Raw genomic sequence first — 16363 nt, 5'->3', positions numbered from 1 at the left:
ATGAAACATCTGCTGGCCATCGCGGCCATATTCTGCCTGGCGGGTTCGGTGCAAGCCGCCGAGCCGCGTGCTGAAATCTGGGACATTCCGCTGGGCACGCCAGTGGGTGAGATCACGGCGGATTTCGTCGACCTGGCCTGTGGCAGCAATGGCGGCCCGCCCTCGCGGCGGCTGGCCAGCTTTGTCGATTTCGCTACCTGCCGGCCAGAGAAAAGCGGGCTGCATGAAGTCTATTTCCGCTATGACGACGAGCAGGAATATATCGCCCGCTCGCTCGAACAGCGCCGGGACGTGCTGCGGTTCGGCGGCACGGTGGTATTCGGTTTTCCGGTGGTCGCCTCGCTGCTGATCGACGACGACGGGCTGGTGCAGGGCCGGCGCGTGATTACCGATCCGCGGCCGGGTAACCAGACCAGCCGCCCCCGCTACGAGTTCTGGACGCTGGGCAACCTGCTGCGCAACCATTTCGGCAGTGGCTGGGCCTGCAGCAATGGCGAGCCGGCCGCCGGTGAAAATCCTGTTGGCACCTATTTCGTCAAATCCGACTGCAGTCTTGAAAGCGAGGCCGGCCGCTTCAGCGTGGGCCAGCATTACCTGCAGAAGCGTGGCCAAAGCTTTATCGACCCGGTGACGACGCGCTTCCAGCCCGACGCCTTCGACAGCATGACGCGGTTCGAACAATTGGCGCCGGGCTTCGAGACGGTAGTCAGCCCCGGTTGAAGAAGGGCGAATTGGGGTCCTCGGTGATGAGGGCCCGGATGATGCCGGTCAGTTCATTGCGCAAGGCGATGAAAGCGGGACTGGTGCGCACCTCGTCGCGGCGCGGGCGCGGCAGGTCGATGGGCACGATGTGGCGCAGGGAATGGGGGGCGGCGCCCATGACCACGACCCGGTCGGCCAGCAGGATGGCCTCTTCCACACTATGGGTCACGAAGAGTGCGGTCGCCCGCCTTTCGCTCCACAAGTGCAGCAGCTCGAGTTGCATGATCTCGCGGGTCTGCGCGTCGAGGCTGGCAAAGGGCTCGTCGAGCAGCAGGATTGACGGGTCGGTGGCCAGTGCCCGGGCCAGCGCCACCCGCTGCTTCATGCCGCCCGAAAGCTCGGCGGGATAGGCACTGGCAGAGCGGCCGAGCCCGACCCGATCGAGCAGGCGCGCCACGATCTCCTTGCGGCGCACCGGTTCGACCCCGGCCAGTTCGAGGCCGAAGCCGACATTGCGCTCCGCCGTTGCCCAGGGGATCAGCCGGAACGACTGGAAGACGAAGCCCATATCCGGACCGGGAACGGGCGTGCGGTCGCCGACCGTGACGCTGCCACCGTCCGGCTTGAGCAGGCCGTTGACCAGCCGCAGCAAAGTGGTCTTGCCGCAGCCAGACGGCCCCAGAATGGTGACAAATTCGCCCGGCGCGATGTCGAGCGAAAAGTCGGCCACGGCCGTCGTGGTGGTTCCACCCGGACGGCCGAAGCTCTTTCGACATGCTTGAGGACGATGGTCTGCGGAGCGGAGTTTGCGATCACCGGTCGGCAGGATCCAGATCGGGAGCGGTGCCGAGGGCAGCCAGCACTTCGTCGGCCACGGTGAAATCCACCCAGGCATCAAGGCCAACAGGTTCAAGACCGGCGAAATCTTCGCCCTTGAAGTTCCAGTCGGCCGTGAAGGCCAGTTCCCTGGCGCTCAACCCGCCATTGACACTCCAGCTCTTGGCATAAGCGGCGGCGAGGCTTTCGAAGTCCGCGCGGGCAAGGTCCGGCCGAGCCGCGCCCATGGCGTCGATCCAGATGGCGGGATCGGCGGCGATATCGCGGGACAGCTTGACCAGCGCGGTCACGACGGCGACGACATCGTCCCGGCGCTCGGTCAGAACCTGGGGCGTCACGACATTGACCTTGCTGACGACGGGCGCCGCGGCGAAATAGGCGTCCGGGTCTACGAGGATGTGCATGCCTGTCTGGTCCGGCAGGGTAGTCCAGGTGCCCAGCGACATGGTGGTGGCATCGATCTGCCCCGCGGCGAGCGCCTGGGCGCGGGCGGCGGGTTGGCCGAGGGCAACTTGGTCGAGCGCGGCCATGTCGATACCCTGGGCGGCCAGCACCTGCTCGCTCAGCCCTTGATCGACACTGCCGACCCGGCCGATGCCGAAGCTGTGGCCGGGGAGTGCCGCCACATCGCCGATCGCTTCCTGCGCGGCGATCATGAAGAATAGCGACTTGCTTGGCGAGGTCACGGCGCGCAGGTCGAGCTGGCCGCTGGCCACCAGTTGCAGCGCGGTATCGACACCGACATTGGCCATCTCGCCTTCACCGGCCTGCAAAGCAACGACGGCGAGCGGGGTCTGCTGTACGCGCACCAGTTCGACATCGACGCCTTCGCGCTCGAAATAGCCGAGCGACAAAGCCAGATCCATGACCGAATTGGGCACGAGAGGCGGCTCAAGGTCGGTGACGATCAGCCGGAACGGGGCGGCGGCGGCCGGGGCGGCTAGGACGGCGGCAATGGCGAGGCTGGCAATGAATTTGAACATTCGTACGCACTCCCTTTTAGTGCGAACAATATAGCCGTCCCTCTCCCCCGGGGCACCGAAAAAATTCCCCTTTCGAGCAGGGATGTTTGCCCTGCTCGCCTTGCCCCAAAACATTCTGGCGGTTAGAGTTTTTCCTCGTATCACGTTGCGCCGCAAGTCGGTCGAGTTGAAGGAAAAGCCATGATCGGCAAGCTGCGGCGAGGCGTATTCGGCGGCCTTGCAATCTCACTTCTGGCCACGCTGATGGCCAGTGCCGCGCCCATCACCCCGGAACGCCTGCTGGCGACGGGAGACGAGCCGCAAAACTGGCTGATGGGAACCGGTGATTATGGTGCTCAGCGCTATTCGGGGCTGGACGCGCTCAGCGCCGAGAATGCGGCGCGCGTCAAGCTGCTGTTCACCGTGTCGCTCGGCCCGATCTCGGTGGGGGAAGGGTTCGAGCATACAAAGCTGTCCGCCCCACTAGTCGAGGACGGCATGGCCTATATGGTCGATCCGTTCGGCATGGTCTACCGGATCGACGTCACCAGCGGCGTCAATGGCCATATCATGTGGACGTCGCCCCGGCTCGAACAGGAGATGGATCCGTGGCTGATCGGCCAGTGGAGCCTGACGCTGCATGGCGACTCCGTCATCCTGGCGGCAGGCGACGGGCGACTGTTCTGGATCGACCGGGAATCGGGCGCGGTGACGCATGAAGCTGCTGTGGCAGACCCGGCAACCGGCTATGTGCTGGCGGCGCCACCAGTGCTGGTGGGCGATACACTGGTGATTGGTGGCGCCGGTGGTGATCGGGGCGCACGGCCGCAACTGACCGGGCTCGACGCCAATGATGGCGCTGTCAAATGGCGCAGCTTCCTCACCGGGGACGAGTTCACCGCCGGCGCTTCGATCCTGCGGACGGGCGCCTATGATGCCGAGTCTGGATTGGTGCTGTGGAGCACTGATGGTCCCGCATCGGCTTATGGCGAGACGCTGCGGGCTGGCGACAATGCCGCCAATGCCCTGCTGGCCGTCGATCCGGAGGATGGTACCATTGCCTGGCAGCGGCCGCTGCTGGCCAGCGATGTGCTTGGATTCAGCGATGCGGCGACGCCGGTTCTGCTGCCGGATGGTGGCGCCGTGCAGGCCGGCGACGACGGCTTCGTGCGCCGGTTCGACGTGACCAGTGGCGCGCTCGATTATGCCGAGCCCTATGTGACGGGCCTCGACTGGTATGACGAACGCGACGCCGACGGCGCGCCCATTTCGACCGGCGACGCCGTGAGCCCGCCGGGTTGTCCCAATATCCTGGCCGAAGACCATATGCCGGCCAGCTACAGCACCCGCACCAACCTGTTCTATGCCGCGCAGAACAATGGCTGCCGGACCGATCTCAGCGCTATCGGCAATCTGGCGGGTGAGGATGAAGGTGGGCTTTATGCCCATAGCACGACCTCGACCGGCGCCCTCTCGGCCATCGACCCGGCCAATGGCGCTGTTATGGCCGAGCATCTGTTCGACTATCCGCTGCAAAGCGGACTGCTGACCACGGCGGGCGGACTGGTGGTGGCGATGACGGCCGACGGCTCGCTGCACCTGCTCGATGACACCACGCTCGATACGCTGTGGAGCCAGCACGTCTCCTCGTTCATGGCGGCGCCGCCGATGAGCTACAGCGTGGATGGACGGCAATATATCGGCATGATCGTGGGTGGTGGGCCGCTCTATAGCGACATCTCGTTCCACTCGCGCGACATGGCGGGCGTGCGGCATCTGGCGGTGTTCGCCGTATTCGGAGTTGAGCCATGAGAATCCTGGCAGCGCTGGCCATCAGTGTGTTGCTGACCGGAGGGGTGCAGGCCCAGCCGGCGGATGTGGCAGCGTTCCTCGATGGAACAAGCATCGATTGCCCCGGCTGCGACCTTGCCGGAGCCGATCTCAAGGGGCGGCATCTGGCGGGGGCGAACCTGGCCGGTGCGGTGCTGACCGGCGCAAACCTGCATGCGGCCCAACTGGGCAAGGCCAATCTCGATGGGGCCGACCTTGGTGGCGCCACGCTGACACGCGCCGATTTCAAGGGCGCGAGCCTGGTGGCGGCAAATCTGGAGGCGGTGCTGGCTTTCGGCGCGGACTTCTCCACCGCTAATCTCGCCGAGGCCAACCTTGCCGGTGGGCGGTTCCAGCATAGCCGGTTCACGCAGGTGCAGGCGCCCGGTGCGCAGGCGGCGGGGGCCGATTTCAAGGGCGCCAGCATGGCCGGCGTCAACTTCAAGCGGGCCGACCTGACCGAAGCCAATCTCAGCAATACAGATTTGCAGGGCGCCAATCTCTATGGCGTCATCGCGACGGGAGCCGGATTCGTGCAGGCCAATATGGTCGATATCGATATGCGTTTCGCCAAGGGACAGCAGGTCGATCTGTGGTCCGCCGACATGACACGGGGGCGGTTTTCGGGCGCCGATCTGCGCGGCGCCAATATGAGCCGCGCCAAGTTCCGATACGGCTTCTTCGAAGGCACCAAGCTGGGGCCGCTGCCACAAGAAACGGGCGCCTGCGCGGCGCCCGTTGGAATTCGCGTCGGTCGATTGCAGCCGCTATTCGATGGTGAAGGCGACCAGCGCGTTGGACTGGATCACCGGCACGACGACGACATTGCCGACATTGTCCTGATCGGCAGCGCCCGGACCGGCATTGCCGACCTTTTCGCTGGTGCCGTCGGCCGAGACCTTGATGAGGTCGCCGGTGAAATTGTCAGTCACCAGCACGGCGCCGTCGGGCAGGCTCGACAGACCATCGAGGTTGCCGAGCGGATCAGCCGAACCGAAATCGGTGATTTCCTTGGTTTCGAGATTCACCGACTTGATATTGCCGGGCTTGATATTCTCGAAGCCGCCGGAGAGATCGCCAATCGAGGCGACGAGCACCTGACCATCCACCAGCAACAGGCCGTTGGCACCGGTCAGCGCCGGATCGGCCAGCCACTGGCTGAACTCGCCATTGTCGATGGCATAGATCGAGCCGCTCATGGTTTCGGTGACCAGCACCCGCCCATCGGGCAGAGCGAGCACGTCGTTGAAGAGGCCGTTTTCGACGGCATGGCGCTCAAGTACTTCACCACTGGTGGCGTCGATCTCGAGGACTTCGCCATTGGTGGCCACGTAGAGCCGGCCATTGGCCAAGTCGATACCGCGCGGCGCATTGAGGCCGTCGGTGAACTTTTCGGTGACGATGGAACCGTCCGGATTGGCCTTGGCCACATAGCCCTGGCCGTTGGAGGACTGGTCCGGGCTGTTGATGTTGGTGACGTAGATGGCGCCGCCGGCCTCGTCATAGACGACCGATTCAGGCATGGCGTAGCCCTCGGCACGCCAGGCTTCGGCGAGCTGGGCATGGGCCGGCGTGGACAGGGCGGCGAGAACGGCGGTGGAGGCAGCGAGCAGCCAGTGCGACGTATGGCGCATGTGAATCTCCTATCAATGACTTTGAACAAAAGTGCGCCCGCAGGCGCCCAGGGGTGCAATGCACCGGAAAAGAGCTCCCCGGGAACCAGTCCCGGGGAGCGATGAGCGTTATTCCGCCGAAGCGACGGCGCCGTCCTTGACTTCGAAGACCCAGACCACGCCGCCCTGCGGCACGTCCGAGCTGATGCCGAAGTGTTCGGCAATCACGGTGTTGTTGAACACCGCATCAACGCCGTAGCCGGCCTGCACGGCGACATACTGCTTGCCATCGACCTCGAAGGTCGAAGGCGTGCCGATGACGCCGGAGTTGAGCTTCTGTTCCCACAGCACATCACCGTTTTCCGCATCATAGGCGCGGAACATGCGGTCATTGGTGCCGCCCGAGAAGATCAGGCCGCCGCCGGTCGCCAGAATCGGACCCCAGTTACCCGAGCGCGGGAACTTGTGCTCCCACTTCATTTCGCCGGTGGCTACGTCCCAAGCCTGGACCGAACCGATATATTCGGCATCGTCGGTAACCTGGAATTCCAGCGAGTCGAAACCGATGAAGGGCTGGCCAGCTTCGTATTCAACTTCGGCGCCGGTCAGTTCGGTGCACATGTTGGCGTTGGCCGGGATGTAGAGCAGCCCGGTATCGGGGCTATAGGCCGTGGACGGCCAATCGCGACCGCCATGGACCGACGGGCAATAGGTCTTGGTCGTGCCCGTGGACGGCTTCTTGCTCTCGTCATAGCTGACGCGGCCGGTTTCCGCATCGATGTCGGTGATCACGTCGCCCGGAACGTATTTCTCGCCCCAGATGAAGTTGATCGGGCCTTCCGACGTACGTTCCAGCGCCCAGAGGATGCCGCTGCGGGTCGGATTGACCAGGCCCTTGACGGTTTCGCCATCCTTGTTGGGAAGGTCCACCAGGATCGGGGCCGTGACCTCGTCCCAGTCGAACGATTCATTGTGGCTGTACTGGAAGTGACCCTTGATCTCACCGGTCTCGACATCGAGAGCGATGGTCGAAGCGGTATAGAGGTTGTCGCCAGGGCGCTGGTCGCCCATCCAGGGACCGGCATTGCCGACGCCCCAATAGACCAGCTTGCTCTCGGGGTCGTAGTTGCCCGTCGACCAGGTCGAACCGGCACCGGTCACATAGGCACCAGCCGGCCAGGTATCGCCACCCGGCTCATCGGGAGCCGGGATGGTGTAGGTCTTCCAGGCTTCCTCGCCGGTCTCAGCATCATAAGCGGCCACGAAGCCGCGGATGCCGTATTCACCGCCCGAGACGCCGATCAGCACCTTGCCGTCGGCAACCAGCGGCGCCAGCGTCATGTAGTAGGCTTCATCGACATTGGCGACTTCGGTGGACCAGACTTCTTCGCCGGTCTTGGCATCGAGCGCCACGAGCGTCGCGTCATGGGCGGCATAGAACACCTTGTCACCCAGCACGGCCACGCCACGATTGGTGGGGTGGGACGGGTTGGTGTTCTCGGTGATGTCGGCCGTGTATTTCCAGTAGAGCTGGCCGGTGGCCGCATTGAGCGCAAACACATGGTGCTCGGGCGTGGTGACGAACATCACGCCATTGACCACGACCGGTGGGGATTCGTGGCCTTCCACGACGCCGGTCGAATAGGACCAGGCCGGAACGAGCTGGGCCACGTTATCCTTGTTGATCTGATCGAGCGGGCTATAGCCCTGACCATCATAGGTCCGGCGATACATGGGCCAGTCACCCGGCGCCGGATTGACCAACTGGTCTTCAGTGATCGGGGGGTAGTCGGTGATTCCAAAGGAATCCTGCGCGTAAACAGCGCCCAGCATCAGCACAGATGCCAGAGCTACAAAACCAAGATGCTTGGCTTGCATAATATCCTCCAACTAATATTTTTTTACGATTGGGCGCCGACTTCGGCGTCAAACCCTTCCTTGATGACGATCTGGTCGTCTTCGACCGCGATCACCAGGCTGGCCAGCCGATGCTTGGCCGGCCCCTTTTCCACGACGCCATTATTGGCCGGATCGAATTCGGACCCATGGCACGGGCAACGCATGATTCCCCGGTCGGGGAGGAAGGACTTCACCTCGCACCCGGCATGGGTGCAGATGGCGGAATAGGCCATCAGGCCATCCGCGCCGCGGCCCTCGGACTCGCTGCCGACATTGGCGGGGTCGACCTTGACCACGGCGATCTTGTTCTTGTTGCCCTTCTTGACGTTGCCGGCAGCATCCTGGGCATAGGCGATCACGACGGTCTTGGCCGTGGGATCGATATCGGCCGGCGTCAGCACGGCGCCGCCCTTGGAATTGACCAGGATATCGCCAGGCGCCGGGCCATCGTCTTCCTGGGCCTGCACCGCGGCCCCAGTGGCGGCCAGGACACCCATGCCGGCAATGGCTGAAAATAAGGTACGGCGGTTGATGACATTGTCCTCCGCCAGGCAAACATCATCATTCTCGCGCTCAACACGCGAGTTGGACTTAGGCATACAAAATTCTCCTCAACAGAATCTCGGGGGACCAACGCCGCTTTCTGCGCAGGCATCGCTGCCAACCTACGACTAGATCGGTTGGCGAGCAAGTATCTTCTGGACGGTTTTTTTGAATCTCACAGACGTGACTTCCCGAAGATCACATTTTGTTTTTCAGTATATCCAAATATCTCAGGTTTAATTTCTGCTAATTTTCGGATTATATCAATGTTACTTAAATATTCCGGCTTGGCCGAATGTTCTTCCCTGAGCCCTTTAGCTGCCTATCGGCAAAGGAAAACGATACAGGTCATTCAGCGTCAATTGACGATACATTGGACATTATCGCTAATACACAGAATGTCAGTACAGCGCCCTCGCTTCAGAAATAGACATAGATACCAGTGGTTTAATACGACACTTTCGTAGCATACAATCTGCCGGCGCGATGTGGCAGGGCCGATTTTCCTGCGCCGGACAGCAGGCGTAAACTCTCCCTTCCATACCAGAGACTGGCGGCGCGGCAGTAAGCGCCACCGTGCCGGCAATCAACAAGCGGCAGTTCAATGCAACGCATTGCTGCACATCAGATTCCTGCAAATGGCGGGGCGTTTTAGCGCCTACGCAGCCAGGATCAGGTCAGCGGCCTTTTCTGCGACCATCACGGTCGCGGCGTGGATATTGGTGGAGGGAATTACCGGCATGACCGAGGCGTCGCAGACGCGCAAGTCGCGGATACCCTTGACGCGCAGGTCGGGCGTCAGGGCGGCGTCAGCGCCCTGCCCCATGCGCACCGTGCCGCAGGGATGGAAGACGGTGGCGGCGGTTTCGCGGACATAGTCGGCGAGGGCGGCGTCGCTATCGGTATCGATCGGAGCGACGCGGCGGGCGGTTATGGCCTGAAGCGCGGGTTGCCGCGAAAGGTTCATGCAGAGACGCAGTCCGGCCAAAGTGGCGGCCATGTCGCGGTCGTCAGCGAGATAGTTCGCCTGGATCGCCGGTGACGCGGCGGGATCGGGGCTGGCGAGGCGGATGGTGCCGCGGCTATGGGGGCGGCAGACGCAAACGCTATAGACGAAGCCTTGCGTCGGGCCGAGGCCGCGCTGGTAATCCTCGATGAGGAAATTGGCGAACTGGATCTGCACGTCGGGGGCATGATCGCTAGAATCGCCACGCGGCAGGACATCGGCGAAAAGGCAGGCTTCGGTGGCGGCAATGGCGAGCGGGCCACGGCGGGCGAAAGCATATTCGAGCCCCGCCGCGACCTGGCGCAGGGGATTTCTCATGACGCCATTGAGGGTGAGGACATCGCGGCTGTGATAGCCGGTGCGGGCCAGGACATGGTCCTGCAGGCCGTCGCCGACCGGTAGATCGGCAATGGGAGCGATATCCATGTCGCGCAGATGCGCAGCCGGGCCGATGCCCGAGAGCATGAGCAGTTGCGGCGTGTTGGTAACGCCGGCGGCAAGAATGGTCTCGCGTCCGGCGCGGATGGTGTGTTGGCTGCCATCGGCGAGGCGCAGCCTGACGCCGGCTGCCCTGCCCTCTTCCATGATCAGCGAGGAGACCGTGGCGCCCAGCACCGAGAAAATCCCGGCCTGCCGGCGAAGGGCCGGCCGCAGATAGGCATCGGCCATGGAGACGCGACGACCGCGCTCAATATTGGTGGGAGCAAGGCCGGCGCCGTGCAGGCGGGCACCGTTGAAATCGGGATTGGCCGCATGGCCGGCTTGCTGCGCGGCGGCGACGAAGGCGCGCGCGGCGGCCGAGGGCCGACCGTTGGAGACGGGTACGGGGCCTTCATAGCCATGCAGCGCGGTATCATCGGAAGGGGCGAGCATGCGCTCGGAGCGGCGGAAATAGGGGAGTACTTCGTCGAAGGACCAGCCGGATGCGCCGGATTTGGCCCAGCCATCGAAATCCTGCCGGGCGCCGCGCAGCCAGACAAGGCCATTGACGCTGCTGGAGCCGCCAAGCACGCGGCCACGGGGAAAGCTCAATTGCCTTCCGCCGAGGGCAGGTTCGGGCTCGGTGCGATAGTCCCATAACACGGAGGGATTGCGGACCAGCTTGCCGAAACCGAGGGGCACGCGAATCCAGGGATTGCTATCGGCGCCGCCGGCCTCGACCAGAGCGACGGTGACGCCGGGCTTTTCAGTCAGCCGGGCCGCCAACACGCAGCCAGCCGAACCGGCGCCGACAATGACGTAGTCGACGTGATCCGGCGCGTTCAATTCGGCCATGACAAGCTCCGGCAGAGGCAACAGGATGGGATTTCGGGCAGGGAAAGGCGCCCGGGACTGTCGTCCCGGGCGCTGCGTTAGTATTAGAACTGCGCTTCGATGCGCTGCTGCATGGCGGCAGCGGCGTCCTCGGGGGACTTGAAGCCGAGTACGGCCGACTGGAACTCTTCCATGAATATCTGGCCGGTTTCGGCCGCGGCATCATAGTGGGAGGGCAGCATGACGGCGTTGGCGATGGCCTCGGCTTCCGCCTGCCAATAAGGCAGCATCTGCTGGACGCGTTCATCGTCATAGGCAACCGGGCGGATCGGCCCGTTGCCATTGACGGCGGCGCGGATGGTGGCATCGGGACCTGACAGGGTGCGGACGAAGTCCCAGGCGAGGTCCTTGTGGGGGGAATTGGCCGGGATCACCATGGCCCAGATTTCGGTCATGGCGACGACGGCGGGTTCGGCCCCTTCCCGTGCGGGAATGGCAGCGACCAGCACCTGGCCCGGATATTTGGCGGCATCGGCGCTGTTGAAGGTGCCGTAGCGAGCGAAGGGGTCGAAGGCGAGGCCGGTGCGGCCCTGCTGGACCAGGGTGATGACCTCGTCGATGCTGAGCGTGGCCAGGTTAGGCGGCAGGACGCCTTCCTCGAACAGGGCGCGCATCGTGGTCAGGGCTTCGATCATTTCCGACGAATTGGCCGTGACATTCATGTCCTGGTCGAACAGCTCGGCGCCGAAGCCGGCAAACAGCGACAGGATGGCGAAGGGGCCAGAACCGGCGGGGACGGTCAGGCCGTAGACCTGGTTGCCATCTTCATCCTTGCGGGTGAGCGCGCGAGCATATTCGACCACCTGCTCGATCGAGGTGGGCGGACCCTGCAGGCCGGCCGCTTCGATATTGGCCATGTTGTAATGCATGCCGGTGGTGGCGTGGCGGAAGGGGATGCCGAAGACGTGGTCATCGATGGTGAGGCCCGCCAGGAGCTTTGCCGGAATGCCGTCGGCATCCTCGATGGGCTGGTCGGCCATGTAGCCGTCGAGCGGCTCGAGCATGCGGGTCAGGCGGGGCGTGGCGTATTTGTTGATGATGAAAGCCACGTCGATCGAGCCCTGGGGCAGGGTCAGTTCGCGCAACAGGCGATCATGCAGCGGATCGATGTCGGCGGTGATCCAGTTGAGATTGACGTTATTCTGCTGGGCCCATTCGCCCATGATGTCGCCGCCGCCCGAACCGGCCCCCAGGCCACGCGCCACGTTTTCGTGCACGCGGTGGGAAATGATGGTGAGCGTGGTGGCGTCCTGCGCGGCACTCGGCCCGATCAGGGCTATGCCCGCAAGCGCCGTCGCGGCGATAAGTCTGGCAAGTTTCATCAGAGGTTTCCTCCCATTGGATTTAGAAAAGGCTGGCGTGATCCCCGGCTGATTCAACCGGGAGATTGAGGGGCAGGCGCACGAAAGCGCCCACGGCAAAGGGGTTTGAAGGCGTATCGAGGCTCAGGTGCTCTGGCGCTCGATGATGGAGAAGCCGGTGTCGAGCGGGAGCGGGCGCGCACCCTGCCCCTCGATGCGATCGAGAATCATCTGGGCGGCCTGGCTGCCGATCTCGCGGGCACCCACCTGAACGGTGGTCAAAGCCGGTACCGTGACCTCTGAAATGTCGAGATTGGAAAAGCCCATCACGGCAATGTCGCCCGGCACCGCAAGGCCGCGACGCTGGCACTCGAACAGCGCGCCGGCCGCCAGCAGGTCGTTGGTGCAGAAGACCGCATCCACCTTCTGGTCCTGGCGCAGCATTCGATCCATGGCCGCACCACCTTCCATGAAGGATGACGGGGCGGGCGATTTGATGCTGATCGCCTGCGGGTCGGCGAGACCGGCCTTGCGCAAAGCCGCACTGAACCCCTCGAGACGCTGCATCGAGCGGCGATCCGTGCCGCCGATGAAGCCCAAACGGCGATAGCCCCTGTCGATGAGGAAGCGCGCCGAAGCCGCTGCCGCATCGGGATTGGAGAAGCCCACCGCCATGTCGATGGGTTCGGTAATGAGTTCCCAGGTTTCCACCACAGGCGTGCCAGCGTTCAGCAGCAATTCGCGGCTGGGCGGCGTGATCACCGCACCGGCTACCACGATCGCATCGACCCGGCGGCCGAGAAAAGCCTGCAGAATGGAAAGCTCCTGCTCCGGATCGTAACCGCTCTGGCTGAGCATCAACTCGTAGCGCGCTTCCCGCAGCACGCTCGACAGGCCACTGATGGTTTCGGAGAAGATGGGGCTGGCAATGGCGGGAACCAGAGCACCGACGATGCGCGAGCGCTTGCCGGCCATGCTGCCCGCCATCAGGTTGGGCAGATAGCGCAGCCGCGCGGCAGCCTCGTGCACGCGCTGCCTGGTCTCTTCCGACACCAGATCGGGCTGACTGAAGACGCGGGAAACCGTGGCCAGGGACACCTTGGCCTCGACTGCCACATCCTCCATGCGATGTGACTTTCCATCCCGCATGGACGGGGCCTTCGAGCCTGATTTCATTGAACACTTCAACCATGCGCGGGGCGCTTCCTCAACCCTTGACAGCGGCAGTCCTAACAGATATCGACGCAATATGTAAGCGCTTTCATAGCGTTTGCAAGGAAAGATTTAGCTCAACTCAGCAGGTGCAGGATGGAAGACGAAATGGAGCGAGCGTTTACGAGGGCGCTGCGCAGCAGCGACACGACCCTCAGTCGGTTCAATCCGCTGTCCCGAATCCTGTTCGTCAACGACTTCGACAACGGCACCAATGGCTGGTGCGAATTGAGCGGCAATCACGACAACAACCTGGACAATCTGCGCACCAAGGCGCGCGACCTGCGTCCGCCCCAGCTCAGCTCGATGACCTTTTTCGACACGGGCACGCATGGGTCGATCGACGGCACCTATGCCATGAAGCTGGCGACCCGCCCGACGCCCGGCCATATGAGCCAGGCGATCAAGCGCTTCACCTATGCCAAGCGCGGCGCGGTGCAGTTCGAGATGTATTTCACCTTCAAGGCGGAGACGGTGCTGAAGCCTTCAGGCGCCGATACCGGCAATTGGGACGGCAACCAGGATGTGTCGGCGTCATCGTTCGGCGACTTCACGCTCAGCAATGACGTGGGCGAGGGCGAAGACGGCGAGCGCTATCACTGCGCGCTGCGCTACATGAACTCCGACAACACCGGCAAGCTGGTGCAGAAGTGGTATTACAAGACCTCGGTGCAGCCCACGACCAAGATGGAGCGCAACGGCACCGCAGCCTCGCCGGTCGACTACCACGTCATCAATCCCGAGGACTGGGAAGAAGTGCCGGGCGGCCACCAGCCGCTGTGCTACAATGAAATCCCCACCAAGGCGAACTGGCACTACCTGCGCTGGGTGTTCGACACCGAGACGCGCCGCAACCGCGAATTGCAGGTCAACGACCTGACGCTGGACCTGCGGGACATTCCCGTGCCGCTTTACGAACACCCCTACTGGGGCTGCGAGCGGCTGCTCAATTTCTGTCTCGACGTGCGCACCCACACCAATGTGCGGAATTTCCTGTGGGTGGATTCGGCTGTCGTATCGGTGGACTGGTGATGGCAATGCGCAGATTTTTTTCGGCTGTTCTGGAACAGAGCAACACCTATAGCGAGGCGTTCTGCACCGAGCCCTTCGAGGCCGGATGGGCGAGCGAAGCCCGCTGGTTCATCCGGATCCTGGATGCCAGTGACGGAGCGGGTATCGAAGCCATGCCCCAGGTCTCGCCCGACGGGCTATTGTGGTGCGACGACGAGGACCGGCCCGACCCGGTGAAGCTGGCTGGCAATGCCGCCGAGCCCGTCATGGTGAGCTTCAAGCAGCGCGAATTCGGCAACTGGCTGCGCCTTAAGGTACGGTTGTCGGGGGATCAGCCCAAGGTCAAGGTACTCATCTACCTGGCTCTCAAGGAGTAGCACGGCCCCGCATGGGAGCGCCCTGCGCGCTCCCAACGCCCGGCCCAGGCACGATTGGAAACTTGCATGAAGACACCAGACAGAGGCGCGTTCCTGCTGGCCGCTCCGGCCCACCTGTTGCTCGCCATAACCATTACCATTCCGGCCGTGTATATCCTGTGGCTGAGTCTCAATGACTCGACCTTCGGCACGCAGCTAACCTTTGTGGGCCTGAGCAACTATTTCGACGTTTTCGCTGACCCCAGCTTCTGGAATGCGGCCAAGAACACGTTCTTCGTCGTCAATGGCATCGTCTATGTCGAAATCCTGCTGGCGACGCTCATCGCCGCCGTCCTGGTGTCGGGCGTGCCGTTCCGGCCGGTGCTGATCGCCATTATCCTGGTGCCCTATGCGGCATCGGAAGTGGTGACGGTGCTGGTGTGGAAATCACTGATGAATCCCAGCTATGGCATGATCGGCCGGGCGCTGATCGACCTGGGCATGGGACTGAACTGGAGCGTATCGCCCTCCGACGCGCTGGTGCTGGTGGGCATTATCAGCGTGTGGCAGCACCTGCCCTTCTCGTTCCTGCTGATCTATGCCGGCATGATGGCGATCCCCAGATCGCTCTACGAGGCCGCGGCCATCGACGGGGCGGGAACCATCCAGACCTTCTTCAAGGTCACCCTGCCCCTGCTGGTCCCGACAATCCTGGTGGCCATCATCTTCCGGTTCGTCTTCGCCTTCCGACTGTTTTCGGAAGTCTGGCTGCTGACCGGCGGCGGGCCGGCCCGCATGACCGAGGTGCTGGCGGTCTATCTCTATCGGGATGCCTATCGCACCGGCGATTTCGGCGCGGCGGCGGCTACCGGCTGGCTGATGGTGGTCGGCACGCTGCTGTTTGCCTCGGTTTACCTCTGGTTCATGCATCGCGGCATGAGGAACGGCAATGTCTGACATTATCGAGCGCCTGCTCAAAATCCTGACCATCATCGTGATTGCCGTCTGGTCGCTGTTCCCTATCGCCTTCGTGGTAGTGTCTTCGATCAAGCCGCCTGGCGATATCTTCGCCTATCCGCCGAAATGGCTGTTTACGCCGACGCTGCAGAACTATGTCGACCTGTGGCTGGAATTCGGCGAGTTCTTCCACACACTGGGCAACAGCATCATCGTATCGATCGGGGCCACCGTGTTCACGACGGCGGTGGGCTTCATGGCCGGCTATGTCTATTCGCGCTATTCGGGCCGGCTCATTGCAGCCAGCGCGCTCTACATGATCGCCATCCGCCTGCTGCCGCCCATCGTGGTGACACTGCCGCTGTTTCCCATCGTTTCGTGGCTGCGGCTCAGCGACACCCATATCGTGCTGATCCTGCTCTATTCGGCCTTCTGGGTGTCGCTGGTCACGGTCATCCTCAAGACCTTCATCGACGAGATTCCGCGCGAGCTGGACGAGGCAGCGGAGATCGACGGAGCCAGCCAGTGGCAGATCCTGATGCGGGTCATTTTGCCGCTGACGGCGCAGGGCCTGGCGGCCGGCGCGATCTTCGTCTTCATCTTCGCCTGGAATGAATTCCTGTTCGCGCTGATCTTCACCACCTCGCAGGCCAAGACGGCGCCGCTGGTGCTGTCCGAAGTGATGGACGCCATCTATGGCACGAGCTGGGGGGTGCTGTTTGCCGGGGTCACCATTCAGTTGCTGCCGGTGCTGTTGCTTGTCGTGCTGGCCAACCGGCTGATCGTGGCCGGGCTGACCGCCGGATCGGTGAAGGGGTAG

General features: G+C 63.1%; 14 protein-coding genes and 1 pseudogene. 7 read left to right on the top strand and 8 right to left on the bottom strand.

The window, feature by feature from the left end:
• A complete protein-coding gene (locus FPZ08_RS20385) occupies positions 1 to 720 on the top strand; it encodes a hypothetical protein (protein WP_146292356.1) in 720 nt (239 codons plus the stop codon).
• Here the strand turns inward: FPZ08_RS20385 and FPZ08_RS20380 are convergent.
• Both FPZ08_RS20380 and FPZ08_RS20375 read right to left on the bottom strand, forming a co-directional pair.
• Positions 707 to 1432 (bottom strand): ABC transporter ATP-binding protein, encoded by a 726-nt coding sequence (locus FPZ08_RS20380; RefSeq protein WP_246132739.1) that lies wholly within the window; start codon positions 1430 to 1432, stop codon positions 707 to 709. The two genes, FPZ08_RS20385 and FPZ08_RS20380, sit on opposite strands and share 14 nt — an antisense overlap.
• Before the next feature lie 82 nt (positions 1433 to 1514).
• Positions 1515 to 2522 (bottom strand): ABC transporter substrate-binding protein, encoded by a 1008-nt coding sequence (locus FPZ08_RS20375; RefSeq protein WP_146292352.1) that lies wholly within the window; start codon positions 2520 to 2522, stop codon positions 1515 to 1517.
• A 180-nt stretch (positions 2523 to 2702) separates the two neighbouring features.
• On the opposite strand from FPZ08_RS20375, the gene FPZ08_RS20370 reads away from it, so the two are divergent.
• A complete protein-coding gene (locus tag FPZ08_RS20370; protein WP_146292350.1) occupies positions 2703 to 4313 on the top strand; it encodes an outer membrane protein assembly factor BamB family protein in 1611 nt (536 codons plus the stop codon).
• Positions 4310 to 4987 (top strand): annotated as a pseudogene (locus FPZ08_RS23080) (pentapeptide repeat-containing protein); the annotation flags it as partial. The gene FPZ08_RS20370 and the pseudogene FPZ08_RS23080, both read left to right, overlap by 4 nt.
• A 111-nt stretch (positions 4988 to 5098) precedes the next feature.
• Here FPZ08_RS23080 and FPZ08_RS22500 read toward each other — a convergent pair.
• The 6 genes from FPZ08_RS22500 to FPZ08_RS20340 form a co-directional block, all read right to left on the bottom strand.
• A complete protein-coding gene (locus FPZ08_RS22500) occupies positions 5099 to 5965 on the bottom strand; it encodes an outer membrane protein assembly factor BamB family protein (protein WP_246132737.1) in 867 nt (288 codons plus the stop codon).
• A gap of 108 nt (positions 5966 to 6073) precedes the next feature.
• Positions 6074 to 7822 carry a PQQ-dependent dehydrogenase, methanol/ethanol family gene (locus FPZ08_RS20360; RefSeq protein ID WP_186767109.1) on the bottom strand — a complete coding sequence of 583 codons (1749 nt, stop codon included), beginning with the start codon at positions 7820 to 7822 and terminating at the stop codon, positions 6074 to 6076.
• Between the two features lie 23 nt (positions 7823 to 7845).
• Entirely contained in the window at positions 7846 to 8442 is a 597-nt protein-coding gene (locus FPZ08_RS20355; RefSeq protein ID WP_146292346.1) for a QcrA and Rieske domain-containing protein, read from the bottom strand.
• A 602-nt stretch (positions 8443 to 9044) separates the two neighbouring features.
• Positions 9045 to 10667, bottom strand: coding sequence for a GMC family oxidoreductase (locus FPZ08_RS20350; protein WP_146292344.1), 1623 nt, complete (start codon positions 10665 to 10667; stop codon positions 9045 to 9047).
• An 83-nt stretch (positions 10668 to 10750) separates the two neighbouring features.
• The gene (locus FPZ08_RS20345) at positions 10751 to 12028 is read right to left on the bottom strand and encodes an extracellular solute-binding protein (RefSeq protein ID WP_146292342.1); all 1278 of its coding nucleotides are present in this window, start codon (positions 12026 to 12028) and stop codon (positions 10751 to 10753) included.
• A 123-nt stretch (positions 12029 to 12151) separates the two neighbouring features.
• Positions 12152 to 13132, bottom strand: coding sequence for a LacI family DNA-binding transcriptional regulator (locus FPZ08_RS20340; protein ID WP_186767108.1), 981 nt, complete (start codon positions 13130 to 13132; stop codon positions 12152 to 12154).
• A 195-nt stretch (positions 13133 to 13327) separates the two neighbouring features.
• On the opposite strand from FPZ08_RS20340, the gene FPZ08_RS20335 reads away from it, so the two are divergent.
• From FPZ08_RS20335 to FPZ08_RS20320, 4 genes are all read left to right on the top strand, one after another.
• Positions 13328 to 14251, top strand: a complete 924-nt coding sequence (locus FPZ08_RS20335) for a DUF6772 family protein (RefSeq protein ID WP_146293359.1) — start codon at positions 13328 to 13330, stop codon at positions 14249 to 14251.
• A 5-nt stretch (positions 14252 to 14256) separates the two neighbouring features.
• On the top strand, positions 14257 to 14607 hold the full coding sequence (locus tag FPZ08_RS20330) for a hypothetical protein (RefSeq protein ID WP_146292338.1): 351 nt from the start codon (positions 14257 to 14259) through the stop codon (positions 14605 to 14607).
• A gap of 66 nt (positions 14608 to 14673) precedes the next feature.
• Positions 14674 to 15543, top strand: coding sequence for a carbohydrate ABC transporter permease (locus tag FPZ08_RS20325; RefSeq protein WP_146292336.1), 870 nt, complete (start codon positions 14674 to 14676; stop codon positions 15541 to 15543).
• Positions 15536 to 16363, top strand: a complete 828-nt coding sequence (locus FPZ08_RS20320; protein ID WP_146292334.1) for a carbohydrate ABC transporter permease — start codon at positions 15536 to 15538, stop codon at positions 16361 to 16363. Before FPZ08_RS20325 ends, FPZ08_RS20320 begins: the two co-directional genes overlap by 8 nt.

Origin of the sequence: Devosia ginsengisoli (assembly GCF_007859655.1) — a bacterium.
Classification (GTDB): domain Bacteria; phylum Pseudomonadota; class Alphaproteobacteria; order Rhizobiales; family Devosiaceae; genus Devosia; species Devosia ginsengisoli.
This window is presented reverse-complemented; position numbering and strand designations above follow the sequence as displayed.

Bases quoted from the DNA above. Each gene is read 5' to 3' on its own strand.
- FPZ08_RS20385 (WP_146292356.1), top strand. From the start codon at position 1: ATGAAACATCTGCTGGCCATCGCGGCCATATTCTGCCTGGCGGGTTCG.
- FPZ08_RS20375 (WP_146292352.1), bottom strand. From the start codon at position 2,522: ATGTTCAAATTCATTGCCAGCCTCGCCATTGCCGCCGTCCTAGCCGCC.
- FPZ08_RS20370 (WP_146292350.1), top strand. From the start codon at position 2,703: ATGATCGGCAAGCTGCGGCGAGGCGTATTCGGCGGCCTTGCAATCTCA.
- FPZ08_RS22500 (WP_246132737.1), bottom strand. From the start codon at position 5,965: ATGCGCCATACGTCGCACTGGCTGCTCGCTGCCTCCACCGCCGTTCTC.
- FPZ08_RS20360 (WP_186767109.1), bottom strand. From the start codon at position 7,822: ATGCAAGCCAAGCATCTTGGTTTTGTAGCTCTGGCATCTGTGCTGATG.
- FPZ08_RS20355 (WP_146292346.1), bottom strand. From the start codon at position 8,442: ATGCCTAAGTCCAACTCGCGTGTTGAGCGCGAGAATGATGATGTTTGC.
- FPZ08_RS20350 (WP_146292344.1), bottom strand. From the start codon at position 10,667: ATGGCCGAATTGAACGCGCCGGATCACGTCGACTACGTCATTGTCGGC.
- FPZ08_RS20345 (WP_146292342.1), bottom strand. From the start codon at position 12,028: ATGAAACTTGCCAGACTTATCGCCGCGACGGCGCTTGCGGGCATAGCC.
- FPZ08_RS20340 (WP_186767108.1), bottom strand. From the start codon at position 13,132: ATGGAGGATGTGGCAGTCGAGGCCAAGGTGTCCCTGGCCACGGTTTCC.
- FPZ08_RS20335 (WP_146293359.1), top strand. From the start codon at position 13,328: ATGGAGCGAGCGTTTACGAGGGCGCTGCGCAGCAGCGACACGACCCTC.
- FPZ08_RS20330 (WP_146292338.1), top strand. From the start codon at position 14,257: ATGCGCAGATTTTTTTCGGCTGTTCTGGAACAGAGCAACACCTATAGC.
- FPZ08_RS20325 (WP_146292336.1), top strand. From the start codon at position 14,674: ATGAAGACACCAGACAGAGGCGCGTTCCTGCTGGCCGCTCCGGCCCAC.
- FPZ08_RS20320 (WP_146292334.1), top strand. From the start codon at position 15,536: ATGTCTGACATTATCGAGCGCCTGCTCAAAATCCTGACCATCATCGTG.